The organism is Variovorax beijingensis, assembly GCF_007828835.1.
Lineage (GTDB): Bacteria > Pseudomonadota > Gammaproteobacteria > Burkholderiales > Burkholderiaceae_C > Variovorax > Variovorax beijingensis_A.
This window is the reverse complement of the sequence record NZ_VIVL01000003.1, coordinates 346,915-371,265: the sequence shown is the minus strand read 5'-3', so window position 1 is coordinate 371,265 and position 24,351 is coordinate 346,915. Positions and strand designations below refer to the sequence as shown.

At 68.7% G+C, this 24,351-nt stretch carries 26 protein-coding genes; 17 read left to right on the top strand and 9 right to left on the bottom strand.

Features of this window, described 5'->3' with window-relative positions; translation table 11 throughout:
* Nucleotides 1-17 precede the first annotated feature (17 nt).
* Complete coding sequence (locus FB547_RS12285) at nt 18-695, bottom strand: haloacid dehalogenase type II (RefSeq protein ID WP_145742563.1); 678 nt, start codon at nt 693-695, stop codon at nt 18-20.
* A gap of 110 nt (nt 696-805) precedes the next feature.
* Nucleotides 806-1,546: an IclR family transcriptional regulator gene (locus FB547_RS12280; RefSeq protein ID WP_145742561.1), complete on the bottom strand. Its 741-nt coding sequence runs from the start codon at nt 1,544-1,546 to the stop codon at nt 806-808.
* A 117-nt stretch (nt 1,547-1,663) separates the two neighbouring features.
* Here FB547_RS12280 and FB547_RS12275 point away from each other — a divergent pair, with 117 nt between their 5' ends.
* The 5 genes from FB547_RS12275 to FB547_RS12255 all read left to right on the top strand — a co-directional run bounded on the left by FB547_RS12275 (nt 1,664) and on the right by FB547_RS12255 (nt 7,357).
* Nucleotides 1,664-2,602: a hydroxymethylglutaryl-CoA lyase gene (locus tag FB547_RS12275; RefSeq protein WP_145742559.1), complete on the top strand. Its 939-nt coding sequence runs from the start codon at nt 1,664-1,666 to the stop codon at nt 2,600-2,602.
* Entirely contained in the window at nt 2,595-3,785 is a 1,191-nt protein-coding gene (locus FB547_RS12270) for a CaiB/BaiF CoA transferase family protein (protein ID WP_145742558.1), read from the top strand. Before FB547_RS12275 ends, FB547_RS12270 begins: the two co-directional genes overlap by 8 nt.
* A gap of 36 nt (nt 3,786-3,821) precedes the next feature.
* The gene (locus FB547_RS12265; protein WP_145742556.1) at nt 3,822-4,793 is read left to right on the top strand and encodes a LysR family transcriptional regulator; all 972 of its coding nucleotides are present in this window, start codon (nt 3,822-3,824) and stop codon (nt 4,791-4,793) included.
* Between the two features lie 61 nt (nt 4,794-4,854).
* A complete protein-coding gene (locus FB547_RS12260; RefSeq protein WP_145742554.1) occupies nt 4,855-5,307 on the top strand; it encodes a DUF2214 family protein in 453 nt (150 codons plus the stop codon).
* 4 nt (nt 5,308-5,311) lie between these two features.
* Nucleotides 5,312-7,357: a spermidine synthase gene (locus tag FB547_RS12255; protein WP_145742552.1), complete on the top strand. Its 2,046-nt coding sequence runs from the start codon at nt 5,312-5,314 to the stop codon at nt 7,355-7,357.
* A gap of 72 nt (nt 7,358-7,429) precedes the next feature.
* On the opposite strand, the gene FB547_RS12250 is transcribed toward FB547_RS12255, so the two are convergent.
* On the bottom strand, nt 7,430-7,837 hold the full coding sequence (locus FB547_RS12250) for a hypothetical protein (protein WP_145742551.1): 408 nt from the start codon (nt 7,835-7,837) through the stop codon (nt 7,430-7,432).
* Between the two features lie 130 nt (nt 7,838-7,967).
* Between FB547_RS12250 and argS the strand changes: the two genes are divergently transcribed.
* The 7 genes from argS to FB547_RS12215 all read left to right on the top strand — a co-directional run bounded on the left by argS (nt 7,968) and on the right by FB547_RS12215 (nt 16,142).
* Nucleotides 7,968-9,653 (top strand): arginine--tRNA ligase, encoded by a 1,686-nt coding sequence (gene argS, locus FB547_RS12245; RefSeq protein WP_145742550.1) that lies wholly within the window; start codon nt 7,968-7,970, stop codon nt 9,651-9,653.
* An 8-nt stretch (nt 9,654-9,661) separates the two neighbouring features.
* Nucleotides 9,662-10,402, top strand: coding sequence for an SPOR domain-containing protein (locus tag FB547_RS12240; protein WP_145742548.1), 741 nt, complete (start codon nt 9,662-9,664; stop codon nt 10,400-10,402).
* A 144-nt stretch (nt 10,403-10,546) separates the two neighbouring features.
* Complete coding sequence (locus FB547_RS12235; RefSeq protein ID WP_145742546.1) at nt 10,547-11,194, top strand: thiol:disulfide interchange protein DsbA/DsbL; 648 nt, start codon at nt 10,547-10,549, stop codon at nt 11,192-11,194.
* Between the two features lie 197 nt (nt 11,195-11,391).
* A complete protein-coding gene (gene lptA / locus FB547_RS12230; RefSeq protein ID WP_145742544.1) occupies nt 11,392-12,123 on the top strand; it encodes a lipopolysaccharide transport periplasmic protein LptA in 732 nt (243 codons plus the stop codon).
* A complete protein-coding gene (lptB, locus tag FB547_RS12225; protein ID WP_145742542.1) occupies nt 12,120-12,914 on the top strand; it encodes an LPS export ABC transporter ATP-binding protein in 795 nt (264 codons plus the stop codon). Before lptA ends, lptB begins: the two co-directional genes overlap by 4 nt.
* A gap of 17 nt (nt 12,915-12,931) precedes the next feature.
* Complete coding sequence (locus FB547_RS12220) at nt 12,932-14,524, top strand: RNA polymerase factor sigma-54 (RefSeq protein ID WP_145742540.1); 1,593 nt, start codon at nt 12,932-12,934, stop codon at nt 14,522-14,524.
* Nucleotides 14,525-14,534: 10 nt separating this feature from the next.
* The gene (locus FB547_RS12215) at nt 14,535-16,142 is read left to right on the top strand and encodes a phospholipase D family protein (RefSeq protein WP_145742538.1); all 1,608 of its coding nucleotides are present in this window, start codon (nt 14,535-14,537) and stop codon (nt 16,140-16,142) included.
* A 10-nt stretch (nt 16,143-16,152) separates the two neighbouring features.
* Here FB547_RS12215 and FB547_RS12210 read toward each other — a convergent pair whose 3' ends face one another.
* The 4 genes from FB547_RS12210 to FB547_RS12195 are packed head-to-tail and all read right to left on the bottom strand — an operon-like array spanning nt 16,153 to nt 18,690.
* Nucleotides 16,153-16,797: a LysE family translocator gene (locus tag FB547_RS12210; RefSeq protein WP_145742537.1), complete on the bottom strand. Its 645-nt coding sequence runs from the start codon at nt 16,795-16,797 to the stop codon at nt 16,153-16,155.
* Nucleotides 16,798-16,811: 14 nt separating this feature from the next.
* Nucleotides 16,812-17,447 carry a YceI family protein gene (locus FB547_RS12205; protein ID WP_145742535.1) on the bottom strand — a complete coding sequence of 212 codons (636 nt, stop codon included), beginning with the start codon at nt 17,445-17,447 and terminating at the stop codon, nt 16,812-16,814.
* Between the two features lie 41 nt (nt 17,448-17,488).
* Nucleotides 17,489-18,067 carry a YceI family protein gene (locus tag FB547_RS12200; RefSeq protein ID WP_145742534.1) on the bottom strand — a complete coding sequence of 193 codons (579 nt, stop codon included), beginning with the start codon at nt 18,065-18,067 and terminating at the stop codon, nt 17,489-17,491.
* Nucleotides 18,064-18,690, bottom strand: a complete 627-nt coding sequence (locus tag FB547_RS12195) for a cytochrome b (protein ID WP_145742532.1) — start codon at nt 18,688-18,690, stop codon at nt 18,064-18,066. The genes FB547_RS12200 and FB547_RS12195 overlap by 4 nt, the downstream gene beginning before the upstream one ends.
* A gap of 184 nt (nt 18,691-18,874) precedes the next feature.
* Here FB547_RS12195 and FB547_RS12190 point away from each other — a divergent pair, with 184 nt between their 5' ends.
* The 5 genes from FB547_RS12190 to FB547_RS12170 all read left to right on the top strand — a co-directional run bounded on the left by FB547_RS12190 (nt 18,875) and on the right by FB547_RS12170 (nt 21,642).
* Entirely contained in the window at nt 18,875-20,113 is a 1,239-nt protein-coding gene (locus FB547_RS12190; RefSeq protein WP_145742530.1) for a class I SAM-dependent RNA methyltransferase, read from the top strand.
* Between the two features lie 28 nt (nt 20,114-20,141).
* Entirely contained in the window at nt 20,142-20,570 is a 429-nt protein-coding gene (locus tag FB547_RS12185) for a putative toxin-antitoxin system toxin component, PIN family (protein WP_145742528.1), read from the top strand.
* A 245-nt stretch (nt 20,571-20,815) separates the two neighbouring features.
* Nucleotides 20,816-21,010 (top strand): hypothetical protein, encoded by a 195-nt coding sequence (locus FB547_RS12180; protein ID WP_261380269.1) that lies wholly within the window; start codon nt 20,816-20,818, stop codon nt 21,008-21,010.
* Between the two features lie 84 nt (nt 21,011-21,094).
* The gene (locus FB547_RS12175; RefSeq protein WP_145742995.1) at nt 21,095-21,361 is read left to right on the top strand and encodes a hypothetical protein; all 267 of its coding nucleotides are present in this window, start codon (nt 21,095-21,097) and stop codon (nt 21,359-21,361) included.
* Nucleotides 21,362-21,387: 26 nt separating this feature from the next.
* Nucleotides 21,388-21,642, top strand: coding sequence for a hypothetical protein (locus FB547_RS12170; protein ID WP_145742525.1), 255 nt, complete (start codon nt 21,388-21,390; stop codon nt 21,640-21,642).
* A 9-nt stretch (nt 21,643-21,651) separates the two neighbouring features.
* On the opposite strand, the gene FB547_RS12165 is transcribed toward FB547_RS12170, so the two are convergent.
* Entirely contained in the window at nt 21,652-22,572 is a 921-nt protein-coding gene (locus tag FB547_RS12165; protein ID WP_145742523.1) for a hypothetical protein, read from the bottom strand.
* Nucleotides 22,569-24,296 (bottom strand): FMN-binding glutamate synthase family protein, encoded by a 1,728-nt coding sequence (locus tag FB547_RS12160; protein WP_145742521.1) that lies wholly within the window; start codon nt 24,294-24,296, stop codon nt 22,569-22,571. Before FB547_RS12160 ends, FB547_RS12165 begins: the two co-directional genes overlap by 4 nt.
* Nucleotides 24,297-24,351: the final 55 nt, after the last annotated feature.

The window sequence follows — 24,351 nt, the reverse complement described above, 5'->3', positions numbered from 1 at the left end:
TCGAGGGGCGGTGTCTGTCAGAAGAACCCGAGCACGTCGCGCAGGCTGGTGCCGATGCGTTCGGGCTGCGTGCCGAGTTCTTCGAACGGGAGCTGGTAGCGGTTGACCCAGAGCGTGCGAAAGCCGAACCAGGTGGCGCCGAGCGCGTCCCAGCCGTTGCAGCTGACGAAGGCGATCCGCCCGGGCGGCAGGCCGGTGGCGGCGACGCCGAGCTGGTAGGCATCGGGATGCGTCTTGTACTTGCGGATGCCGTCGACGCTCAGCACGTGGTCGAGCAGGCCGTCGAGCCCGGCGCTGCGCACGGCGGCATCGAGCATGCCGGGGTCGCCGTTCGAGAGGATGCCGGTGGCCACGCCGCGGTTCTTGAGTGCCTGCAGCACTTCGCGGCATTCGGGAAAAGCCGCGAGCGTGCGGTACTGGTCCATGAGCTGCTGCTCGGCGGCTTCGGCCAGGCCGAGGCCCAGCCGCTTGCAGGTGTAGCGCAGCGCGGCGCGCGTGAGTTCGCCGAAGGGGCGGTAGTGCGCGCCGTGGTTGCTGGTGGTGACGAGGCGCGTGTATTCGATCTGCTTGTCGCGCCAGCCCGCGGCCAGCGCCTGCCCCTGGCCGGCGAACAGCCGCTCGGCCGCCTGCGCGACGCTGTAGACGTCGAACAGCGTGCCGTAGGCATCGAAGAGCACTGCGCCGGGTTGATCCATGGCTTGGACTTTATTCGATACTTTGCTGATCAGTAATAACCAGGATCGGGATTTATCAGTGACAAAAATGATGGTAATCGCAGTGCGGCTGCGTTTTTCCCCTTTGTTTGTCAGAGGATTCCGCTGAGCTCGCGGGCGGCGGCGCGCACCGGCTCGATGTGGCGCGCGTCGTAGCGGTGCGCCGGCATCGTCAGCGTGACGGCCGCGGCGAGGCTGCCGTCGGCATGGAACACCGGTGCCGAGATGCCGGCCAGCTCGGCCGTGCGGTCGCCCACCAGCGCGCAGTAGCCCTGGGCGCGGATCGCGTCGTACAGCTTGCGCTCTTTGGCGCCGCGGGGGCGCCCGGCTTCGGGGCCGAAGGCGATCAGCACGCGCGCGCCCGCGCCGCGGTCGTTGGGCAGCAGATCGCCCGCGCGCACGTGGTCGCGCACCACATGCGACGAATCGACCCGGAACTGGCACAGCCGCCCCCAGCTGTCGCCCTGGTCCTGCCGCACGTGGTACGCGGCGCTCTCGCCCGTGGTTGCCGCCAGCGAGCGCAGCACCGGCAGCACGATGCGGTCGAGCGACAGCGACGCCGCATAGAGGCCGTGCAGCCGCGCGATCTCCGCGCCCAGTGCATAGCGGCCATCGTCCTGCCGGCGGATCAGCCGTGCATGTTCGAGCGAGGCCAGGAGCCGCAGCACCGTGCTCTTGTAGAGCTGCGTGCGCTCGGCGAATTGCGCGAGCGTGAGCGCCTCGTCGCCGGGCCGGAACGCCGAGAGCAGGCTCAGGGCGCGGTCGACCGCGGCGGCCCCGCCGGGCGCGGCGTTGAGGTCTGGAACCGATTCGGTTCGGGCTTTGCGAGGCATGGGCGGGCTTGACAGTGAAAGTCGATCGGCAGTTTAATTCTGTTTAACAGAATTTAGTTCTGCAAGATAGAACTGTCAAGCGGTCGATGCCGCGACCGCTCAACGGAGATGAAGCCAATGACACCCCCCGATGTCCTCATCAGCGAGGTCGGCCCGCGCGACGGCCTGCAGTCGGTCAAGGCCACGATGCCGACCGCCGACAAGCTGCGCTGGATCGATGCGCTCCACGCGGCCGGCGTGCGCGAGATCGAGGTCGCCTCCTTCGTGCCCGCCAAATTGCTGCCGCAGATGGCCGACGCCGCCGAGGTGGTGCGCCATGCCGTCACCTTGCCCGGCCTCACCGTGATGGCGCTGGTGCCCAACCGCAAGGGCGCGCAGGCCGCGCTCGAAGCGGGCGTGCACAAGCTCACCATGCCGGTCTCGGCCAGCGTGGCGCACTCGCTCGCCAACGTGCGCAAGACGCCCACCGAAATGGTCGAGGAGGTGCGCGCCATCTCCGAGCTGCGCCGCGCGATCGCGCCGCATGTGAGGCTCGAGGCCGGCATCTCCACCGCCTTCGGCTGCACGCTGCAGGGGCTGGTGCCGGAGGACGACGTGATCCGCCTCGCCGCGCAGTGCATCGAGGCCGGCGCGGAAGAAGCGGGCCTCTCGGACACCGTCGGCTACGCCAACCCGGCGCAGGTGCGCCGGCTCTTCCGGCGCCTGCGCGCCGAGCTCGGCGCGCACGCCGGCGCCGCCCACATGCACAACACGCGCGGCCTCGGCATCGCGAACTGCCTCGCGGCGTGGGACGAGGGCGTGCGCACCTTCGACGCCTCGCTCGGCGGCCTCGGCGGCTGCCCCTATGCGCCCGGCGCCTCGGGCAATGCCGTCACCGAAGACCTCGTCTTCATGTTCGAGGCGATGGGCGTGCGCACCGGCATTGATATTCAAAAACTCATCGCGGCGCGCGCGCCGCTCATGGCCGGCCTGCCCGGAGAACCCGTCTACGGCATGACGCCCGAAGCCGGCCTGCCCAAGGGCTTCGTCCAACAGGAAACCACCCCACATGCCTGAATCCCACCCCCTGCCGTACGCCGGCGTCCGCGTCGTCGAGTTCACCCACATGGTGATGGGCCCCACCTGCGGCCTGCTGCTGGCCGACCTCGGCGCGGAGGTCATCAAGGTCGAGCCCATCGAGGGCGACAGCACGCGCCGCCTGCTCGGCTCGGGCTCGGGCTTCTTCCCGACCTTCAACCGCAACAAGAAGAGCATCGCGCTCGACCTCAAGACGCCCGAAGGCGTGGAGGCCGCGCTGCGCCTCGTCGCCACGGCCGACATCGTGAGCGAGAACTTCAAGCCCGGCACCATGAAGAAGCTGGGCCTGGACTACGACAGCCTGAAGCAGCTCAACCCGCGCCTCATCTACGTGAGTCACAAGGGCTTTCTGCCCGGCCCCTACGACCACCGCACCGCGCTCGACGAAGTGGTGCAGATGATGGGCGGCCTGGCCTACATGACCGGCCGGGCCGGCGACCCGCTGCGCGCGGGCACCAGCGTGAACGACATCATGGGCGGCATGTTCGGCGCCATCGGCGCGATGGCCGCGCTGCGCCAGCGCGAGCTCACCGGCAAGGGCTGCGAGGTGCAGTCCGCGCTGTTCGAGAACAACGTGTTCCTGGTCGCGCAGCACATGATGCAGTTCGCCGCCACCGGCCGTGCGGCCGACCCGATGCCCAGCCGCATCTCGGCCTGGGCCGTGTACGACGTGTTCACCGTGAAGGACGGCGAGCAGATCTTCCTCGCGGCGGTGAGCGACAAGCAGTGGGCGATCTTCTGCAAGGCCTTCGGCCTGGAAGAAATGCTGGCCGATCCGCGCCTCGCGACCAACAACGACCGCGTGCTCGCGCGCGACTGGATGATGCCGATCCTGCGCTCGCACCTGGCCGGCTACAGCGCCGCCGAACTCAGCGCGGTGTTCGAGCAGAACGAGCTGCCCTTCGCGCCCATCACCAAGCCGCAGGAGCTGTTCGACGACCCGCACCTGAACGCCACCGGCGGCCTCACGCCCGTGCGCATGAACGACGGCCACATGGCCAAGGTGCCGCTGATGCCCTTCACGCTCGATGGCGAAAGGCCCGGCATCCGCCTGCAGCCGCCGCGCATTGGCGAGCACACGGGCGAGCTGCTGAGGGAAGTGGGCTACAGCGAGGAGGAGATCGCCGCCTTCGAGGCGCGTCAGGCCGGCATCACCGGATGAGCCCGGGCAAAACCCTGGCGATATAGTTCGGGCGCCATGGACCGCCTGAAGCAACTCGAATCCTTCGTCTCCGTGGCGACCCGCGGCGGCCTCACGGCCGCGGCCAAGGCCGAGGGCGTGGCGCCCGCGATCATGGGGCGGCGGCTCGATGCGCTCGAGGCGCGGCTGGGCGTCAAGCTCCTGGTGCGCACCACGCGGCGCATCACGCTGACGCACGAAGGCAGCGCCTTTCTCGAAGACTGCCAGCGCCTGCTGACCGAATTCGCCAATGCCGAGGCGAGCGTGAGCGCGGGCGGCGTCAAAGCCAGCGGCCATCTGCGCGTGACGGCACCGGCCGGCTTCGGCCGCCGTCACGTGGCGCCGCTGGTGCCGCGCTTCCATGCGCTGCACCCGGAGGTCACGATCTCGCTGAACCTCAGCGACCGCGTGGTCGACGTGCGCGGCGAGAGCTTCGACTGCGCGGTGCGCGTGGGCGACATGCCCGACTCGTCGCTGGTCAGCGTGCGGCTGGCCGACAACCGCCGCCGCTGCGTCGCCACGCCGGAGTTCGTGCGCCGCCATGGCATGCCGCGGCATCCGAACGAGCTGTCGCGCTTCGCCTGCCTCACGCTGTCGAGCGATGCCTCGCAGACGCGCGGCTGGGCATTCCGCGTTCCGCGCGCCGCTCAAAGCCAGGAACAGGAGCGCACCCCGGCCGGCGCCGGCGAGGAGGGCGGCAAAGAGCTGATCTACCTGCGGCCCGAGGGCCCGCTCGATTGTTCCGACGGCCAGGTGCTGCACGACTGGTGCCTGGCCGGCCACGGCATCGCGTGGCGCAGCACCTGGGAGGTGGAAGCCGAGATCGATGCCGGCCTGCTGGTGCCGCTGCTCGACGAATTCGCCGCGCCGCCCAATGGCATCTACGCGGTCTTCGCGGGCACCAAGCACCTGCCGCTGCGGGTGCGGCTGTGGCTTGATTTCCTCAAGGAGCAGTACGGACGGCCTGAATTCTGGGGCGGCAGGGGGTAAAGCGCGCGAGCGGCGGCACAATCTGCAAGCATTTGCAACTCATTGAAGAAGAAAGCCATCGATGACCCTCGAAGCCATCCTCGCCTACCTGCATCTGCTGGCCATCCTCACGATGGTCGTGTTCATCTCGAGCGAAGCGGCCCTGTGCCGCGTGCAGTGGATCAATGCCGCCGTGGTGGAACGGCTCGCCAAGGTCGACATGGTCTACGGCATGGCCGCCATCGCGGTGCTGGCCACCGGCATCGCGCGCACGGTGTGGGGCGTGAAGGGCACGGCGTGGTATTGGACCAACCCGCTGTTGCATGTGAAGCTCGGCTTGTTCATCATCGTCGGCGTGCTCTCGATCTTTCCGACGCTCACCTACTTCCGCTGGCGCAAGGCGCTGCGTGCCAACGGCACGCTGCCGGCGGAAGCCGACATCCGCAAGACGCGCAGGCTGGTGATGGTGCAGGCCCACCTGATCGCGCTGATTCCGCTGGTCGCCGTGTTCCTCGCGCGCGGCTTCGGCAAGTAGGCGCATGGAACGCGCCGGCATCCAGCTCCTGTTTGCCGGCACCATCTTCAGCAGCGCGTTCCTGCTGTTCCTGGTGCAGCCGCTGATCGCCAAGCAGATCCTGCCCTGGTTCGGCGGTTCGGCCGCCGTCTGGTCGACCTGCATGGTGTTCTTCCAGGCCGTGCTGCTCGCCGGCTATGCGTACTCCGACTGGGTCACGCGCCGCCTTCGCGTGCGCGCGCAGGCCGCGCTGCACGTGGGGCTGCTGCTGGCGAGCCTGGCGTTCCTTCCGCTCGTGGTGGCTGCGCGCTGGAAGCCCACGGGCGCCGAAGACCCGGCGTGGCTGATCCTCGGGCTGCTGCTTGCGACCATCGGCCTTCCGTACTTTCTTCTGTCGACCACCGGCCCGCTGGTGCAGTCGTGGGTGGCGCGCACGCCCTGGAGCGCGCGGGTGTACCGCTATTTCTCGCTCTCCAACCTGGCATCGCTGCTGTCGCTGCTGAGCTATCCGGTGCTGATCGAGCCGCGCAGCTCGCTGCTGCAGCAGGCGACGGGATGGTCATGGGGCTACGGCCTGTTCGTGGGGCTTTGCGCCGGCACGACCTTGCTCGTGGCCTGCCGCTGGCCCGCGGCCGTGCCGGTTGCCGCGGCGCCCGGCCTGGGCGCGGCCGCCGACGGCAGCGACAAGCCGCCGCGCTGGTCCGATGGCCTGCTCTGGCTGGTGCTGCCGGCGCTGGCCTCGTGGCTGTTGCTGGCCGTGACCAACCATATCACCCAGAACGTCGCCGCGGTTCCGTTTCTCTGGATCGTGCCGCTGTCGCTGTACCTGTTCACCTTCGTCCTGTGCTTCGAAAGCGACCGCTGGTACCGGCGCGGCGTCTTCCTGCCGCTGGCGGCGGGCGTGCTGCTGCTGTGCGCCTTCGGGCTGCAGCACCACGTCGGCTCGGCCGTGCGCACGGGGCTGCCGATCTATGTCGGCGGCCTGTTCGTGCTGTGCATGTTCCTGCACGGTGAAACCGCCAGGCTGCGGCCGGCGCCGCGCTATCTCACGCGCTTCTACCTGATGCTCGCGCTCGGCGGCGCGCTGGGAGGCGCCACGGTCGGGCTGGTGGCGCCGCATGTGCTGCCGGCGTATTACGAGCTGGGCATCGGCCTGGTGCTGACGGCGCTCGCCGCAGCCGCCGTTCTGCGCCAGCGGATCTGGCTGCGGGTTTCCGGCGTGGCATTGGCGGCCGGCTGCGCGTACTTCCTGATGGCGCAGATCGCGAGCGACAGGTCGGACGCGCGCCACCTGCTGCGCAATTTCCACGGCGCGCTGATCACCTTCGACGTGCGGCGCCTCCATCCCTCGGACAGCGTGCGGGTGCTGTCGCACGGCTCCATCAAGCATGGCGAGCAGTTCCTCGATCCCGCCCGCCGGCGCGAGCCCACCACCTACTACGGCGCCACCTCGGGCATCGGGCGTGCGATGGCCGCCGCGCCGGCCGGACCGCGCCGCGTGGGGCTGATCGGCCTGGGCGCCGGCACGCTCGCAAGCTACGGCCGCAGCGGCGACGCCTACCGCATCTACGAGATCAACCCGCAGGTGTTCGAGCTGGCGGACAGTGAATTCAGCTTCCTGCGCGACAGCCCCGCGCGCATCGAGCGCGTGCTCGGCGATGCGCGGCTGGCGCTGGAGCGCGAGCCGTCGCAGGGCTTCGACCTGCTCGCGGTGGACGCCTTCTCGGGCGATGCGGTGCCGGCCCACCTGCTCACGGCGCAGGCCATGGACGTCTACCTGCGGCACATGAAGCCCGATGGCATCGTGGCCTTCCATGTGACCAACCGTTTCCTCGAGCTGGCACCGGTGGTCGCGCGGATTGCCGGGCTGAAGGGCCTGCATGCCGTGCTCGTGAGCGACGACGCCGAAGCCTCGAGGTGGCTCAATCCGACCGACTGGGTGCTGGTGGCGCGCGATCCGGCCGTGCTGGCGCGCGATCCGGTGCGCGCCGCGGCCTCGCCGATCGTGCTGCGCGCGGGCGTCCGCCCCTGGACCGACGACTTCAACAACCTGCTGAGCGTGCTGAAGTAGCCGGCCTCGCGGCCATGAAAAAGGCCCGCACGCGGCGGGCCCTGTTTGCGCAGGCTGGAGCGCAGTGCTGCTTCAGGCCTTGGCGTCCTTTTCGCACTTCTTCATGAAGCTGCTCTTGGCGGCGCCGGCCAGCGGCTTGCCGTTCTTGTCGACGGCCTTGGCTGCGCAAGCAGGTGCTGCGGCGGCCTTGGCGTCTTTTTCGCACTTCTTGATGAAGCTGCCCTTGGCGGCGCCGGCCAGCGGCTTGCCGTTCTTGTCGATGGCCTTGGATTCGCAGCTTGCGCCGGCGGCGGGGGCTGCTGCGGTGGCGGGCGCCGCGGGGGTGGCCGCCGCAGGAGCGGCGGGGGTGGCAGGCGTAGCGGGCGTGGCCGCGGGAGCGGTGACAGGTGCTGGAGCCTTGGCCGGGGCCTTGTCTTGTGCCTGCGCGGCGCCGAAGGAGAGACAGGCGCCCAGGGCGACCAGGGAAAGGAACTTCTTCATGGTGATATGTCCTTGCAAGGTGGGTTGTGACAGGTGCCCCGCCCCGGGGCCGAGGCTTCTAACGGCCGAAGGCGGCAATCGGATGACGATGGTCAACGGCGCCCGGGTTTGCCCCCGGTAAAATTCGCAGATGCTATTGGTCAAACAGGAGCTGCTCGCGGCGCTCGCGAACACGCTCGAATCCCTCTCGCCCGGCGCTGGCTCCAAAGCCGCGTTCGAGTCGCCCAAGGTGGCTGCCCACGGCGATTTCGCCAGCACGGCCGCCATGCAACTCGCCAAGCCGCTCGGGCGCAAGCCGCGCGAACTGGCCGAGGAGCTCAGTGCCGCGCTGCTCGCCACCCCGGTTTTCGGCCAGTGGGTCGAAGCCATCGAGGTCGCCGGCCCCGGTTTCCTCAACATCCGCCTGAAGACCTCTGCCAAGCAGCAGATCGTGCGCGAAGTGCTGAATGCGGCCGATGCCTTCGGCCGGCAGCCCGCCACCGGCGAAAAGGTGCTGGTCGAGTTCGTCTCGGCCAACCCGACCGGGCCGCTGCACGTCGGCCACGGCCGCCAGGCCGCGCTCGGCGACGCCATCTGCAACCTGCGCGCCTCCCAGGGCGACACCGTCTGGCGCGAGTTCTACTACAACGATGCCGGCGTTCAGATCCAGACGCTGGCCCACAGCACCCAGCTGCGCGCCCGCGGCTTCAAGCCCGGCGACCCCGAATGGCCGAGCGGCGAGAAGGCGCCCGCCTACAACGGCGACTACATCGCCGACATCGCCGAAGACTTCAAGGCGAAGAAGACCGTCAGGTCGGACGACCGCGAATACACCGCCAGCGGCAATATCGACGACCTCGACTCCATCCGCGAATTCGCGGTCGCCTACCTGCGCCGCGAGCAGGACCTGGACCTGCAGGCCTTCCGCGTGCGCTTCGACAACTACTACCTCGAATCGAGCCTCTACACCAGCGGCCGTGTCGAGGCCGCGGTACAAAAGCTCGTGGCCGCCGGCAAGACCTACGAGCAGGACGGCGCGCTGTGGCTCCGGTCGACCGACTACGGCGACGACAAGGACCGCGTGATGAAGAAGCAGGACGGCACGTACACCTACTTCGTGCCCGACGTCGCCTATCACATCGCCAAGTGGGAGCGCGGCTTCCACAAGGTGGTCAACATCCAGGGCACCGACCACCACGGCACCATTGCGCGCGTGCGCGCCGGCCTGCAGGCGGCGGGCGTCGGCATTCCCGAGGGCTACCCCGACTACGTGCTGCACACCATGGTGCGCGTGATGAAGGGCGGCGAAGAGGTCAAGATCAGCAAGCGCGCGGGCAGCTACGTCACGCTGCGCGACCTGATCGAGTGGACCAGCACCGACGCCGTGCGCTTCTTCCTGCTGAGCCGCAAGCCCGACACCGAATACACCTTCGACGTCGACCTGGCCGTGGCCAAGAACAACGACAACCCGGTGTACTACGTGCAGTACGCCCATGCGCGCATCTGCTCGGTGCTGGCGGGCTGGGGCGGCGACGCGGCCGCCCTCAAGGACGTGGACCTGTCGCCGCTCGAAAGCCCGGCCGCGCAGGCGCTCATGCTGCTGCTGGCCAAGTACCCCGCCATGCTCACGGCCGCGGCCAAGGATTTCGCGCCGCACGACGTCACCTTCTACCTGCGCGAACTGGCGGCCAGCTACCACAGCTACTACGACGCGGAGCGCATCCTGGTCGACGAGGAGCCGGTCAAGCTGGCGCGGCTCGCGCTCGTCGCGGCCACCGCGCAGGTGCTGCACAATGGCCTCGCGATTCTCGGCGTCAGTGCGCCGAGCAAGATGTGAACCTCACCATGAAGAAGACAACCAGACAACGCGGCAACATCGTCATCGGGCTCATCGTCGGCCTGGTGCTGGGGTTGGGTGTCGCGCTGGGCATCGCGGTCTACGTGACCAAGGTGCCGATCCCGTTCGTGACCAAGACCCAGCGCGGCGGCGCCGAGCAGGACGAAGCCGAAGCCCGCAAGAACCGCGACTGGGACCCCAACGCGCCGCTGGCAGGCAAGGCCGGCGCGCCCAAGCCACCGCCGGCCGCGGCCGGTCCGGTGGCGCCACCGGCCGGCGGCGACACCGCCGCCGTGGCGCCGGGTGCGGCGCCGCCGCCCGCCCCGCCGGTGCCGGTGGTGGTGGCTCCGAAGCCCGCGCGCCCGGCCCCGGTGCCGGCCGAGGCCAATTCCCTGCCGCCATCGAACGATCCGCTCGGCGACCTGGCCCGCGCGCGCGCCGGCGGCAACAGCGGCAGCACTGCCACGGCTTCCGCCGCGCCCGGCGGCAACAGCGCGGCGGCGGGTGCCGATCCGTTCATGTACTTCGTGCAGGCGGGCGCCTTCCGCACCACCGACGATGCCGAGGCACAGCGAGCCAAGCTGTCGCTGATGGGCGTGGAGGCCCGGGTCACGGAGCGCGAGCAGGCCGGCCGCACGGTCTACCGGGTGCGCGCGGGCCCGTTCAACAAGAAGGACGAGGCCGATCGCCTGAAGGAGCGGCTCGACAGCGGCGGCCTCGAATCGGCGCTCGTGCGCGTGCAGCGTTGAGCTTGCCGGCAGCCGTCACGGATATTCTTTAAGCTTCGCCGCGCGGCATGGGCCGCCGCCAGGATCGTCCTGGGCATGCCGCTTGCGGGAACTCCGCGCGGCGCGCCGGCTCAGTCTGCCGTACCCCACAGGAGAACTCTTTCAATGAAACGTCGTGACTTTTCGCTGGCCGCCACCTCGCTGGGCCTGCTTTCGCTGGCTGGCAACACCGCGCACGCCCAGGCGCGTGCGCCCAAGGCCGGCACCGAGTACCTGGTGCTCGACAAGCGCGTGCCGGTCGACGCGCCGGCGGGCAAGGTCGAGGTGATCGAGTTCTTCTCGTACAACTGCCCGCACTGCAACGACTTCGAGCCGCAGCTGGAAGCCTGGCTCAAGACGGCCCCCAAGGAAGTGGCGTTCCGCCGCGTGCCCGTGCCTTTCGTGGGCAACGACGTCGAAGCCAAGCAGCGCCTGTACTACGCGCTCGAAGCCATGGGCAAGGTCGACGAATTCCAGCCGAAGGTCTTCGACGCCATCCACAAGCAGCGCCAGAACGTGAACGGCGACGCCAACATCATTGCCTGGGCGGGAGCCAACGGCCTGGACGGCGCCAAGTTCAAGGAAGTCTTCACCTCCTTCGGCGTGGCCAGCAAGGCCAAGCGCGCCGCGCAGCTGACCGACGCCTACAAGGTGGCCGGCGTGCCGGCGCTGGCCGTGAACGGGCGCTGGTACGTGGACGGCGAGCTGGCCGGCAACATGACCAAGGCGCTGCAGGTCACCAACTACCTGATCGGCGAAGCCAAGAAAGGCTGACCCCGGACTGCGCGGCACTTCGCGTCCGCTGCGCGCCCACACCCCCTTGCAGGGGGCGGCACCTGCGGCCCGGCAAAGCCGGTTCCGCGGTGTCTCCCGGATGGGATGTCAAGCCCGCATTTGGCGGGCTTTTTCATTTGCGGTTGAAGGCTTGGCGCCATCCGCCGCATACAATGCAGAGCAAGTTTCGTGCCTCTATGACATTGCACTCCTACTCCCACACCACCCCTCTTCTTCGCAGCACCGGCCGCCTGGCCCGTCTCGCTCGCGCGGCTATCGGTGCGCTGCTGCTGGCCGGCCTGGCGTCGGCCGCGCTGGCCGAGACCGCCGACCGCAGCAAGCCGATGAACATCGAATCCGATGCGATGCGCTACGACGACCTCAAGCAGACGAGCGTGTTCACGGGCAACGTGCTGGTCACCAAGGGCACGATCATCATCCGCGGCGCGCGCATCGACGTACGCCAGGATGCCGAGGGCTACCAGTACGGCGTGGTCACGGCGGCGCCCGGCAAGCGGGCCTACTACAAGCAGAAGCGCAATGCGCCCGACGAGTGGATCGAGGGCGAATCCGAGGTCATCGAGTACGACAGCCGCGCCGACAACGTCAAGTTCATCCGCAATGCCGTCATGCGCCGCCTGCTCGGCGCCACGCCGAACGACGAGAGCCAGGGTGCGCTGATCGTCTACGACCAGAGCAACGACACCTACACCGTCAATGGTTCCACCGTGCCGCCGAACACCGCGGTGAACGCGCCGGCGGGCGGACGGGTGAAGACCATCCTGACGCCCAAGAGCGCCACCGCGCCGGCGCCCGGCGCCTCGGCCCCGGCCGGGGGACGGGCCGCACCGGCCGCGCCCCAGCCGGCGCCCGGCGCCGGCCTGCGCTCGACCACCACGCTGGGCGGCGAAGGGGAAGGGCGCAAGTGATCGAAACCGCTGGAACCCAGAACGCCGACGGCACGCCGGGCAGCCGCCTGGTGGTGCGCGGACTGCAGAAAAGCTACGGCAGCCGCAAGGTCGTGCGGGACGTCTCGCTCGACGTGCAAAAGGGCGAGGTTGTCGGGCTGCTCGGCCCCAACGGTGCGGGCAAGACCACGTCGTTCTACATGATCGTGGGCCTGGTGCGGGCCGACGCGGGCGACATCACCATCGACGGCGAGCCCATCGCCCACATGCCGATCCACCGGCGCGCCCGCATGGGCCTGAGCTACCTGCCGCAGGAAGCCTCCATCTTCCGCAAGCTCACGGTCGAGGAAAACGTGCGCGCCGTGCTCGAACTCCAGCGCGAACCCGACGCCAGCGGCAAGCCCGCGCCTTTGACGAAGCAGCGCATCGAGGAGCGGCTCTCGGGGCTGCTGGCCGACCTGCGGGTGGACCATCTTCGCGATTCGCCCGCGCTCGCGCTCTCGGGCGGCGAGCGGCGCCGGGTCGAGATCGCCCGCGCGCTGGCCACGCAGCCGCGCTTCATCCTGCTGGACGAGCCCTTCGCCGGCATCGACCCGATCGCGGTGATCGAGATCCAGCGGATCATCAGCTTCCTGAAGGAGCGCGGCATCGGCGTGCTCATCACCGACCACAACGTGCGTGAGACGCTGGGCATCTGCGATCACGCGTTCATCATCAGCGACGGGCATGTGCTGGCACAAGGCACACCCTCGGAGATCGTCGACAACGCCGAAGTACGCAGGGTGTACCTCGGCGAGCACTTCCGGATGTAAGGGAGGAGTCGGTCTCCATGAAGCAAGGGCTGTCCCTTCGCGTTTCGCAGCACCTGGCGCTCACGCCCCAGCTGCAGCAGTCGATCCGGCTGCTGCAGCTGTCCACGCTCGAACTGAGCCAGGAGGTGGAGCAGATGCTGGACGAGAACCCGTTCCTCGAACGCACCGCGGAAGAAGCGGCGCGCGAGGAGTTCGGGCTCGACGCCATCGACACGCCGGTGCCGCGCGACGAAGCCGGTGAAGCCGCCGAGGGCGAATTCGCCTCGGCCCCGGCCAGCAGCGCAACCACCACTTCGAGCGAAACCTCCTCGGCAGCCGAGGCCGACGTACCCGCCGCCGACGCCACCGAGCGCGAGCCCGACTGGGAAGGCGACGGCACCGTCGACATGGCGCCCGACGACAGCGAATGGGGCAGCGACGCCCCCGCGCGCCAGAACAACCTGGGCGACGACGAACGCGCCGACGCCACCGAGCTCGCGCGCAGCCAGGAGTCGCTGCAGTCCTTCCTGCACCGGCAGGCGCTGAGCCTGCGGCTCAACGAGAACGACAGCGCCGCGCTGCGCTTCCTGATCGAATCGCTCAACGACGACGGCTACCTCGAAGACTCCCTGCCGGCGCTGGCCTCGGGCCTCGCGGGCGACGACAACGACCAGTTCGACGAATTGGTGCACCACTTCCAGGTGGCGCTCGGCCTGCTGCAAAGCCTGGAGCCGGCCGGCGTCGGCGCGCGCGACCTGGGCGAATGCCTGTGCATCCAGCTGCGCGCGCTGGCCAGCGAAAGCGAGACCGAAGAGCAGGCCCTGGTGCGCAAGACCGCCATCGCGATCTGCAAGCAGCCGATGGAGCTGCTCGCGCGGCGCGATTTCAAGCGCCTGGCCACGCTCACGCGCACCAACGAAGAGGTGGTGCGCTCGGCGCTGCAGATCATCTCGCGTCTGGAGCCCAAGCCGGGCCGCCGCTTCGTCGACGTCGAGCGCAACATCGTGATTCCCGACGTGATCGTCACCAAGATCGGCCGCGGCACCAACGCCAAGTTCCGCGTCATGCTCAACCCCGAGGTGATGCCGCGGCTGCGCGTGCACGACATCTATGCCGGCGCGCTCAAGTCGCACAAGGGCGAGGGCAGCCAGGCGCTGTCGCAGCGGCTGCAGGAGGCGCGCTGGTTCATCAAGAACATCCAGCAGCGCTTCGACACCATCCTGCGCGTGAGCAACGCCATCGTCGAGCGGCAGAAGAGCTTCTTCGTGCACGGCGAGCTCGCAATGCGGCCCTTGGTGCTGCGCGAGATCGCCGACGAACTCGGCCTGCACGAATCGACCATCTCGCGCGTGACCACGGCCAAGTACATGGCCACGCCTTTCGGCACGGTCGAGCTCAAGTACTTCTTCGGCTCGGCGCTCGGCACCGAGACCGGCGGCAATGCGTCGAGCACCGCGGTGCGCGCGCTGATCAAGCAGTTCGTGAGCTCCGAGAGCATCAAGAAACCGCTGTCCGACAGCCAGATCTCCGAAATGCTCAAGGAGCAGGGCATCGAGTGCGCACGCCGCACCGTGGCCAAGTATCGCGAGGCCTTGCGCATCGCGCCCGCCAACCTTCGCAAGGCCCTGTAGAAAGCCGCCGATGGCCCGCCGCCTGCTGTCGCGCTGTGGGCTCGCGGTCTTTGCCATGCTGGCGGCGCTGCTCGTCGCCGGCTGCGCCACCCTGCCCGACGAGGCACCGCGCCCGCCCACCAAGGCCATGGCCGCGTCGGCCGACACCGCGCTCGGCAAGATCGCGCTGGCCTCGCAGCCCGACCCGGACCTGAGCGGCTTTCGCCTGATGCCGGGCGGCGACTTCGCCTTCGACACCCGCATCCAGCTCGCGCGGCGCGCCCAGCGCACGCTCGACGTGCAGTACTACCAGATCGAGAACGACGAGACCGGCCGCTACCTGCTGCGCACGCTGCGCGATGCGGCCCGGCGCGGCGTGCGCGTGCGGCTCCTGATGGACGATCTCTACACCTCGGGCGAGGACGAACTGCTGCTCGGCCTGGCCGCCACGCCGAATGTCGAGCTGCGCCTGTTCAACCCGTTTCCGGCCGGGCGCGGGAGCCTGCTCAGGCGCTTCACCGCTTCGCTGTTCGACTTCAGCCGCGTCAACCGGCGCATGCACAACAAGCTCTTCATCGCCGACGGCGCGATGGCGGTGGCGGGCGGGCGCAACATCGGCAACCAGTATTTCAGGCGCACGGCGGGCGAGAATTTCCTCGATCTCGACACCTTCGTGGCTGGTGCGCTGGTCCCGCGGCTGGGCGCGCTGTTCGACCAGTACTGGAACAGCGTCTATGTGCGGCCGGTCCAGTCGGTGGTGGCCAGCGAACTTCCGCAGGGCGAGCTGCAGAAGCGCTTCGAGACCGCCACCGGCCCCGACACCACGCCGCCGCCGCCCAGGCCCGCGCCCAACGACCTGCTCGGCTACAGCCCGATCGCCGAAGACCTGGCTGCCGGCAAACTCGACCTGATCTGGACCCTTGCCGAGGCCTACGCCGATTCGCCCGAGCGCGTGATCGGCAAGACCGCCTCGTACGGCGGCGTGCCGCTGCTCGATGTCGACAGCGTGCGCTACAACGTGGTCGAGCAGATGCGCCGCGCGCGCTCCGAGGTGACCATCGTCTCGCCCTACCTGATTCCAGGCAAGGCGGGGCTCGAAGTGATGCGCGAGATCCGACGGCGCAACGTCAAGATCAGCATCGTCACCAATTCCTTTGCCGCCACCGACGAGCCGCTGGTCCACACCGCCTACCGCCGCTACCGGCCCGAGATGCTCGAGCTCGGCGCCGAGCTCTACGAACTGAGCACCACGCGCACGCGGCGCAGCGTGCGGCTCGGCCTGTTCGGTACTTCGGTGGGGCGGCTGCATGCCAAGTCGGCGGTGATCGACCGGCAGATTCTTTTTGTCGGCTCGATGAACTTCGACCCGCGCTCCGAGACGCACAACACCGAGATCGGCCTGTTCATCCGCAGCCCCGAGATGGCGCAGCAGACGCTCAAGCTCATCGAGGTGCTGAAGCAGCAGGGCGCCTACCGGCTGCGCTTTGCGAAGGACAGCGGCAATTCGCGCATCGAGTGGATCAGCGAGGAGGAAGAAGCCGGCCGGACCACCGTGCTGAACGAGGAGCCCGACTCCGATTTCTGGGGCCGCACCATGCTCGAGATGCTGGCGCCGCTGACGCCCGAGAGCCTGCTGTAGCCCGGGCGGCTCAGCCGCTGCGCACGCCCGACAGCAGCTTGAGGCCCAGCAGCACCATCACGCCGCCGGCCGCGCGGTCGATCCAGGCCTTGTAGCGCAGGTAGGCCGAGCGCGGCGCCGCCGACGAGAGCGCCAGCGCGACGACCGCGTACCAGCCGGTCTCGATGCAGAAGATCACCGCCGGCACCGCGAGCGCCAGTGCCAGCGGCACCTCGCGCGGCAGGAAGGCCGCGAAGATGCTGGCGTAGACCACCGCGGTCTTCGGATTGCTGATCTGCGTGCCCATGCCCAGGAGAAACGCGCGCCGCGCATTGCTGCCCGAGCCCGCGGCCGCGCGTTCGTCCTGCACGGCGGACAGCGGCTCGCGCGCACCGCGCCAGATGCGGATGCCCAGATAGACGAGATAGGCGCCGCCGAGCAGCTTCACCGCCAGGTACAGCGCCGGAACCGCGAGGAACGCCGCCTGCAGCCCGACCAGCGCCGCAATCGCGAACACCACGCCGCCTGCGCCCATGCCCAGCGCCGCGGCCAGGCCATCGGCGCGCGACGACGACACGGCGGTGCGCGCCACCATGACGAAGCTCGGTCCGGGGCTCATGGCCCCGACGACCATAGCGCCCGCGATGCCCAGCAACGGAACCGTGATGCCGCTCATGGCTTTTCCCGGGACTACTGCTGCACGTTGACCGCTTCGACCTGCACCAGCAGCTTCACCTTGTTCTCGAAGCCGAAGTTCAGGCCCCAGGTGATGCCCCAGTCGCTGCGCTGCACGGTCGTCTCGAAGTCGCCGCCGCAGACCTGGCGGTTGATGAGCGGATTCAGGTAGCAGTTGAAGCGCACGGCCCTGAGCGTGACCGGCCTGGTCTGCCCCATCAGCGTGAGCGTGCCCGGCACGTCGACCACCTTGTCGCCATTGAACTCGATGCGGTCCGCCACGAAGCGGCCGGTCGGGAATTCGGCCACGTTGAAGAAATCCTTGCTCTGCACGTGGCGGTTGAGCAGGTCGACGCCGGTGTTGATGGAGCCGATGTCCATCGTGATGTCGACCTTGCCGCTGCTGCCGGTGCCGTCGATCTGCACCGAGCCGTCCTTGGTGCTGAAGCGGCCGCGGTTGGTGGTGGTGCCGTAATGCCCCATCTCGTACATCACGAAGGTGTGCGTGGGGTCGATCACGTAGCTGGCGTTCTTCACCGGGCCGCCCGCGGGCTTGGCGGCCACGGCCGGCGCGGTGTAGTCCTGTGCCAGGGCAGGGGTGGCAAGGGCCGCCGCGGCAGACAGCGCGGCAGCGAGGAGGAGCTTCTTCATGGCAATGGGCGTGCGTGGCGTGGGAACGAAACAGGAAAAATTCAAAGCGGACCGAAGCCCGCGAGCGTGAACTTGAAGCGAACCAGCACCTCGTTGGCGACCACCGAGGTGTCGGTCCACTCGCCGTCGCCCACCTTGTAGTCGAGCCGCTGGATCGTAAAGCTTCCGCTGGCCACCGCGTGGCCGTTGGCCGGCGCAATGCTCACCGGCACCGTGACCTGGCGCGAGATGTTCTTGATGGTGAGCTTGCCCGCCATCTCGAAGCGGCCGTCGCCCAGCGCCTTGATCGCGCTCGACTGGAAGCTGGCCTGCGGAAAATGCGCCGTGTCGAACCACGGCGCCTTGGGCAGTTCGGCATCGCTCATGGGCACGCCGAGCGATGCGCTGCCGGTGTCGATCTGCAATGCGACGCTGCCGCCTTCGGGCTTGCGCGGATCGAAAGCCACCTGGGCATCGAACTTCTTGAACGTGCCCTCCACGGGCACCCCCATCTGCTTGCTCACGAAGGCGATCTGGCTCTTGTCCGGCACCAGCCGGGTGGCCGCGGCCGGCTCGGCGAGCGCGGGCGCAAGAGTGGCCAACGCCAGGGCTGCGAGCAAGGGGCGGGCGGTGCGCTTCATCTGGCGGATTCCTTGCGTGGCGCGGGCCACATGCGTTTCAAGATGCCGTCGCGGTCGATCCAGTGGTGCTTGAGCACCGCCGCCACATGCAGCAGCGCCGCCGCGGCGAGGGTGAAGGCGCTGCCCTTGTGCAGCGGCTTGAGCACGACCTCGGCCCATTCCTTGTCGACCGGCACGAAGTCGGGCAGCGGCAGCAGGCCGAACCACACGACCGGAAAGCCGAGCGCCGAACTGTAGGCCCAGCCGAACAGCGGAACCGCCAGGAACAGCAGGTACATCAGCGCGTGGCTCGCGCGGTAGCCGCTGCGCTGCCAGCGCGGCATGGCCGCCGCCGCAGCGGCCGGCAGCGGCGGCGGCGGATGGCGCAGCCGCCACAGCAGGCGCACGGCCGACAGCAGCAGGATCGTCACGCCGGCCCATTTGTGCCAGTTGTAGAGCTTGATGCGCGCCGGCGACAGCGGCAGGCCGGTCATGTAGAGGCCGACGCCGAGCGAGCCGACGATCATGGCCGCCAGCAGCCAGTGCAGCGCGATCGCGACCGGGCCGTAGCGCAGTTCGCGCAGGCGTGGATCGGCGGGTGCATCGGCCATGGCGGCGGGGTGGGAAGGTGTGTCGATGGACATCGGAAGCAGGACCGGCGGCCTGTGCGCGGAGCATATATCGGAAGCGGCGGAGGCGCCGCGGCCCGATCGGCCGGAGCGACCATGGACGCAGTGGTGGAATTGCTCGTCCGGTCCCCTGTGTGGAGAAGCGGCCCGGCGCGGCGACAATGGCGTTCCCCTGCGGCCGAATGATGGCGAACCTCCTGTGAACGATCTCTCTCTCTTTTTGCCCTGCGCCGCCGGCGTCGAGGAATTCCTCGCGCAGGAAGTCCATGCGCTCACCGGCCGCGTCGGCCAGGACCTGCTCACGCTGCGCGGCGGCGTGCGGGTGCGCGCCGAATGGCGCGACGCGCTCAAGCTCAACCTGCACAGCCGGCTCGCGCAGCGCGTGCTGGTCGAACTGGCGCACGCGCCCTACCGCAGCGAGAACGACCTCTACGCCATCGCGAGCGGCGTGGCCTGGGAGATCTGGTTCACGCCCAGGCAGACCTTCAAGATCGAGACCACGGCGCAGCACAGCCCGCTGCAGAGCCTGAACTTCGCCACCCTGCGCATCAAGGACGCCATTGCCGACCGCTTCCGCGCCAAGGCCGGTGGCGTGCGCCCGAGCATCGAGACCCAGTGGCCCGACTGCCGCGTGTTCGCCCACCTGACCACCGAACACTGCACGCTCTACATCGACACCTCCGGCGAGCCGCTCTTCAAGCGCGGCTGGCGCCAGGACAAGGGCGATGCGCCGCTGAAGGAAACCCTGGCCGCCGCCATGCTGGCCGCCAGCGGCTGGTGGAACCCTGAAACCGGCGCCGTGGCCGCCGAGCCGCTGTACGACCCCTGCTGCGGCAGCGGCACCATCGCCATCGAGGCGGCGCAGATCGCGCGCGGCATTGCGGCCGGGTCGCTCAGGCGTTTCGGCTTCGAGAAGCTGCTGCCGTTCCAGGCCCATGTCTGGGACGCCATCAAGAAGGACGCCGCATCGTCGGCGGTGCCGCGCGATGTCGCCATCTTCGGCTCCGACGTCTCGCACCGCATGGTCGACTTTGCCGAGCGCAATGCGGAGCGCGCCGGTGTCGCCGATGCCATCGAGTTCCGCGGCGGCGACGCGCTGCAGCGCATGCCGCCGGCCGAGGGCGGGGTGATCATGCTGAATCCGCCGTACGGCGAGCGCATCGAGGTCGGCGGCGTGGCGCGCTTCGGCGCCCGTGAAGCCGCGCAGACTTCGGGCGACGCTGGCGGTGAAAGCGGCGGCGGCGGCGAGTTCTTTCCGCAACTCGCCACCCACTGGAAGAAGAACTACGCCGGCTGGACCGCCTGGGTGCTCACGCCCGACCTGAAGCTGCCCAGGCAGATGCGGCTGAAGGAATCGCGCCGCGTGCCGATGTGGAACGGCCCCATCGAGTGCCGCCTGTTCCGCTTCGACATGGTCGCGGGTTCGGCCAGGAAGTAGCTTCGCGCCCCTGCGGGTGCACGCCACCATGACCGTTCCGGAATCCGGCCTCGTCGTCATCGACACCAACATCGCGCTCGACCTGCTGGTCTTCGAAGACCCCGCCTGGCTGCCGCTGATCGCCCTGCTGGCCGCGGGCGAACTGCGCTGGCTCGCAACGGCCGCGATGCGCGCCGAACTCGAGCGCGTGCTCGGCTACCCGCTGATTGCCCGGCGCATGGCGCAGCGCGGCCTGCAAGTGCCCGCCGTGCTGGCGGACTTCGATGCGCGGGTGCGCATGGTCGAAGGCGTTCCATTGCGCGCACCCTGCGTCTGCAGCGACCCCGACGACCAGGTCTTCATCGACCTTGCGGTGGCGCACCGCGCGCTGCTGCTCAGCAAGGACCGCGCGGTGCTGTCGATGAAGAAGCGGCTGGCGCTGCGCGGCGTGGTGGTGCAGGCGGCGCTCGGGGCCTGACTGCACCCACAGTCTCGGCCAGTTGCCGCTGCGCGCCGAGAAGCGCGAAATCCGGCGGCTTGACGACTTCCTTCTCATCGACACCTGCCAGGGGCGGTGTTAGCTTTCCGGCAAGGCGAGGATGGTTGCGGCGAACGGCATCGCAGTTCCTTGCCTTGTGCGGCCCTCATCCAGTGGCGCATTTCTTGGGAAGGGGTGCTCACCGACATGCGCCATGCGCAAGCCATATGGTTTTGGCCTGTTCTATGAAAATCCTCATTCGACTGCTCTGCATTTTGGTCGGAGCGCTGATGCTCAGTTTTCTTGTTGCGAAAGTCGTGCTCGTCCCCATTGGGCAATGGTACGAAATGAGCAAGGCCCAGAGCTTCGATGATGTGTCCGACGCTTTCGTTCTCTCCTTGCTGTGCAAGCGATTTGCGCCATCGCGGGTGGCTGGTTAGGCGACTGGGTATTTCGCAAATGGCGGCAGAAGCAACTTGATCGTCAATAGCCCGAGGCGTGCTCTTGGGAGGGATGTCATCGAAATGGCCAGAAGTTTTAGCCGGTCCAATGAAACCCCGATTCGACTGCTTTGTATTTGGACCGGAGCAATTGCGCTCGGCCTTGTTTTCTACAAGCTCATTGGCCCTGTGGGCCATTGGTATGAGCTCAAATTTGCAAGGAACGACGGTGACTTGGGCCAGGCGTACATGGTCGCGCTCGCCGTTCAATTCCTCGCATTGATAGTGGGCGGCTGGCTCGGCGACTGGGCATTTCGCAAGTGGCGGCAGAAGCGGCCGGATCGCCGGTAGTTCATGTGGCGACTGCTGGCCGAGCCGTGAAAATACTCATTCGACTGCTCTTCATTTTGGCCGGCGCACTTGCGCTCAGTTTTCTTGTTGCGAAAGTCGTGCTCGTTCCCATTGGACAGTGGTACGAAATGAACAGGGCCCAAAGCGAGAGCGATTTGTCGCGAGCCTTCGTCATTGCGCTTGCGGTACAGGCTCTTTGTGTCGTTGTGGGCGGCTGGCTCGGCGACCGCGGATTCCGCACATGGCGGCAGAAGCAGCTTGACCGTCAACAACGCATGTGACGACCGCCGCTAGTTCCGGAGCGCAGCGGCCGGCGCCAGGTGCCAGCGCCCCAGCAGCCGCGCCACCGCCCGCACCCGCTGCGTGTCGCGGCCCCACCGTCGGCTCGCGGGCAGCTTCTGCGCCCATTTCATGCGCCGCGCCGCCTCGGCGATGCGCTCGCGCACTTGTGCGTCCACCTCGGCCAGCGCGGCGTGCCAGTGCTGGCCGGCGGCTTCGGGCGCGGCGGCCTCCAGCATCATGGCCGTGGAGTGCAGGTAGCTGAGCCAGTCGCGCGCCTGGCACTCGGCCAGGGTCATGACCTCGGACGGGTCGTCCTCGAAGTCGATGTAGCCGATCACGCCGTCGGGGCACTGCACCAGGTTGCGGTCGAAGGCCTGGCTCAGGTGCTGGCCGCGCACATGCACCCTGGCGATCGCGGCCAGCCCTTCGCGCCAGACCGCGAGCAGCGCGGCCGGTCCGGCCGCGGCGGCCTGGTCGAGCCGCTCCTGCAGCACGACAGTGCTGCGGCCGCTTTCGCCGAGGTCGGAAATCAGCAGGCCGTCGGGCTGCTGCGCCAGCACCGCCGGCACGCGCAGGCCCGCGGCCGCGAGCTGCCGCAGGCGCCGCGCCTCGGTGGCGATGGCGGCCTCGCCGCCCGGGTTGGGCACCGGCTTGATGATGTCCAGCCGGGCCATGCGCGCGACCGCCGCCATCACGCGGTAGCCCCACTTGCCATGGCGCGGGCCGGCCTTCTTGAGCCACACGCGCTCGCTGCCCAGGCGGTGGCTGGCCACGTTCTTCTGCTGCTTCGGCAGCATGAGTCGCAGGAACTCGGCGTAGTCGCCGGGCGCCGGCCCGACGGGCTGCGCGTCCAGCGGTGCAGGGGCGGAGGCCGCGCCCTTGGCGCTGTGCAGCCGCGCCGAAGAACCACCGCGTCGCAAGGGGTTCATGCGGCCAGCGGAAGGTTCGACACCAGGCCGTGCGGCCCCTGCGTCAGGGGCTGGAAGCTCTCGGCGCTGGCCAGCGGCCAGTAGGTGCGGAACACGTTGTGCTGCTTGTCGAGCGGGCCGAGCAGCGCACCCGGCTGCACCTGCATCACCAGGTTGCTCAACAGGCGCACCTCGGTGTCGGAGATGCGCCGCACGATGTGGTGCGCCGTGATCTGCTGCGGATGGTCGAGGCCGGCGGCCTGTACCAGCTCCTGCAGCGCATGCAGCGTGCTGCGATGGAAGTTGCGCACGCGCTCGGCCTTGGTCGGCACCACCAGCGCCTGCTGGCGCACCGGGTCCTGCGTGGTCACTCCCGTGGGGCAGTGGCCGGTGTGGCAGCTTTGCGCCTGGATGCAGCCCAGGGCCATCATGAAGCCGCGCGCCGCGTTGCACCAGTCGGCGCCCAGCGCCATCATGCGCGCCAGGTCGAAGGCCGTGATCACCTTGCCCGCGCAGCCCAGCTTGATGCGGTGGCGCAGGTTCACGCCGATGAGCGTGTTGTGCACCAGCAGCAGGCCTTCCTGCAGCGGCGCGCCCACGTGGTCGCTGAACTCGACCGGCGCCGCACCCGTGCCGCCCTCGGCGCCGTCGACCACGATGAAGTCGGGCGTGATGCCGGTGGCCTGCATGGCCTTGACGATCGCGAACCACTCCCACGGGTGGCCGAGGCAGAACTTGAAGCCGGTCGGCTTGCCGCCCGAAAGCTCGCGCAGCCTGGCGATGAAATGCATCATCTCGATGGGCGTGGTGAACGCGCTGTGCGATGAGGGCGAGACGCAGTCGATGCCGATCGGCACGCCGCGCGCGGCCGCGATCTCGGGCGTGACCTTGGGCGCGGGCAGCACGCCGCCGTGCCCGGGCTTGGCGCCCTGGCTCAGCTTGATCTCGATCATCTTGACCTGCGGGTCGCGCGCGTTGGCGCTGAAGCGCTCGGCGTTGAACGTGCCGTCCTCGTTGCGGCAGCCGAAGTAGCCCGAGCCGATCTCCCAGATCAGGTCGCCGCCATGCACGCGGTGGTGCTGCGAGATCGAGCCTTCGCCGGTGTCGTGCGCAAAGCCGCCCAGCCTGGCGCCCTGGTTGAGCGCGAGGATCGCGTTGGCCGACAGCGCGCCGAAGCTCATGGCCGAGATGTTGAACACGCTCGCGCTGTATGGCTGCGTGCAGGGATGGTGGGACGACGCCCCGGCCGCGCCCGATGGCGGCGGGTTTGCGTCGGCGGTATGCGGCGTGCCGCCGATCACGATGCGGAAATCGTGGTTCTCGAGCTTCGTGGGCTGCATCGAGTGGTTGATCCACTCGTAGCCCGCGATGGTCACGTCGAGCTGCGTGCCGAAGGGCCGGTTGTCGGGCTCGCCCTTGGCGCGCTGGTATACCAGCGAGCGCTGCGCGCGCGAGAACGGGGCCGCTTCGGAATCGCTCTCGATGAAGTACTGCCGCATTTCCGGCCGGATGAATTCGAGCAGGAAGCGCAGGTGGCCGATGACGGGGTAGTTGCGCAGGATGGCGTGGCGCGCCTGCCGCAGGTCGTGCACGCCGGTGCCCGAAAGCACCGCGAAGACGGCCACGCCCACCCAGGCCAGCCACAGGTGGGGCGACACCAGCACCAGGGCGATGCAGGCCGCCAGGCCGACCACGCACAGGGCGAAGGCGCTGTAGCGCGTCGGAAACGGAATAATCGTGGGCATAAAAAATAGTGTCGACCGGAGGCCTGCTGCATCATAGAGGGCTGCCCCGAACTTG

Coding starts and splice junctions, on each gene's coding strand:
- FB547_RS12285 (WP_145742563.1), bottom strand. CDS start 695: ATGGATCAACCCGGCGCAGTGCTCTTCGATGCCTACGGCACGCTGTTC.
- FB547_RS12280 (WP_145742561.1), bottom strand. CDS start 1,546: ATGCCTCGCAAAGCCCGAACCGAATCGGTTCCAGACCTCAACGCCGCG.
- FB547_RS12275 (WP_145742559.1), top strand. CDS start 1,664: ATGACACCCCCCGATGTCCTCATCAGCGAGGTCGGCCCGCGCGACGGC.
- FB547_RS12270 (WP_145742558.1), top strand. CDS start 2,595: ATGCCTGAATCCCACCCCCTGCCGTACGCCGGCGTCCGCGTCGTCGAG.
- FB547_RS12265 (WP_145742556.1), top strand. CDS start 3,822: ATGGACCGCCTGAAGCAACTCGAATCCTTCGTCTCCGTGGCGACCCGC.
- FB547_RS12260 (WP_145742554.1), top strand. CDS start 4,855: ATGACCCTCGAAGCCATCCTCGCCTACCTGCATCTGCTGGCCATCCTC.
- FB547_RS12255 (WP_145742552.1), top strand. CDS start 5,312: ATGGAACGCGCCGGCATCCAGCTCCTGTTTGCCGGCACCATCTTCAGC.
- FB547_RS12250 (WP_145742551.1), bottom strand. CDS start 7,837: ATGAAGAAGTTCCTTTCCCTGGTCGCCCTGGGCGCCTGTCTCTCCTTC.
- argS (WP_145742550.1), top strand. CDS start 7,968: ATGCTATTGGTCAAACAGGAGCTGCTCGCGGCGCTCGCGAACACGCTC.
- FB547_RS12240 (WP_145742548.1), top strand. CDS start 9,662: ATGAAGAAGACAACCAGACAACGCGGCAACATCGTCATCGGGCTCATC.
- FB547_RS12235 (WP_145742546.1), top strand. CDS start 10,547: ATGAAACGTCGTGACTTTTCGCTGGCCGCCACCTCGCTGGGCCTGCTT.
- lptA (WP_145742544.1), top strand. CDS start 11,392: ATGACATTGCACTCCTACTCCCACACCACCCCTCTTCTTCGCAGCACC.
- FB547_RS12220 (WP_145742540.1), top strand. CDS start 12,932: ATGAAGCAAGGGCTGTCCCTTCGCGTTTCGCAGCACCTGGCGCTCACG.
- FB547_RS12215 (WP_145742538.1), top strand. CDS start 14,535: ATGGCCCGCCGCCTGCTGTCGCGCTGTGGGCTCGCGGTCTTTGCCATG.
- FB547_RS12210 (WP_145742537.1), bottom strand. CDS start 16,797: ATGAGCGGCATCACGGTTCCGTTGCTGGGCATCGCGGGCGCTATGGTC.
- FB547_RS12205 (WP_145742535.1), bottom strand. CDS start 17,447: ATGAAGAAGCTCCTCCTCGCTGCCGCGCTGTCTGCCGCGGCGGCCCTT.
- FB547_RS12200 (WP_145742534.1), bottom strand. CDS start 18,067: ATGAAGCGCACCGCCCGCCCCTTGCTCGCAGCCCTGGCGTTGGCCACT.
- FB547_RS12195 (WP_145742532.1), bottom strand. CDS start 18,690: ATGTCCATCGACACACCTTCCCACCCCGCCGCCATGGCCGATGCACCC.
- FB547_RS12185 (WP_145742528.1), top strand. CDS start 20,142: ATGACCGTTCCGGAATCCGGCCTCGTCGTCATCGACACCAACATCGCG.
- FB547_RS12180 (WP_261380269.1), top strand. CDS start 20,816: ATGAAAATCCTCATTCGACTGCTCTGCATTTTGGTCGGAGCGCTGATG.
- FB547_RS12175 (WP_145742995.1), top strand. CDS start 21,095: ATGGCCAGAAGTTTTAGCCGGTCCAATGAAACCCCGATTCGACTGCTT.
- FB547_RS12165 (WP_145742523.1), bottom strand. CDS start 22,572: ATGAACCCCTTGCGACGCGGTGGTTCTTCGGCGCGGCTGCACAGCGCC.
- FB547_RS12160 (WP_145742521.1), bottom strand. CDS start 24,296: ATGCCCACGATTATTCCGTTTCCGACGCGCTACAGCGCCTTCGCCCTG.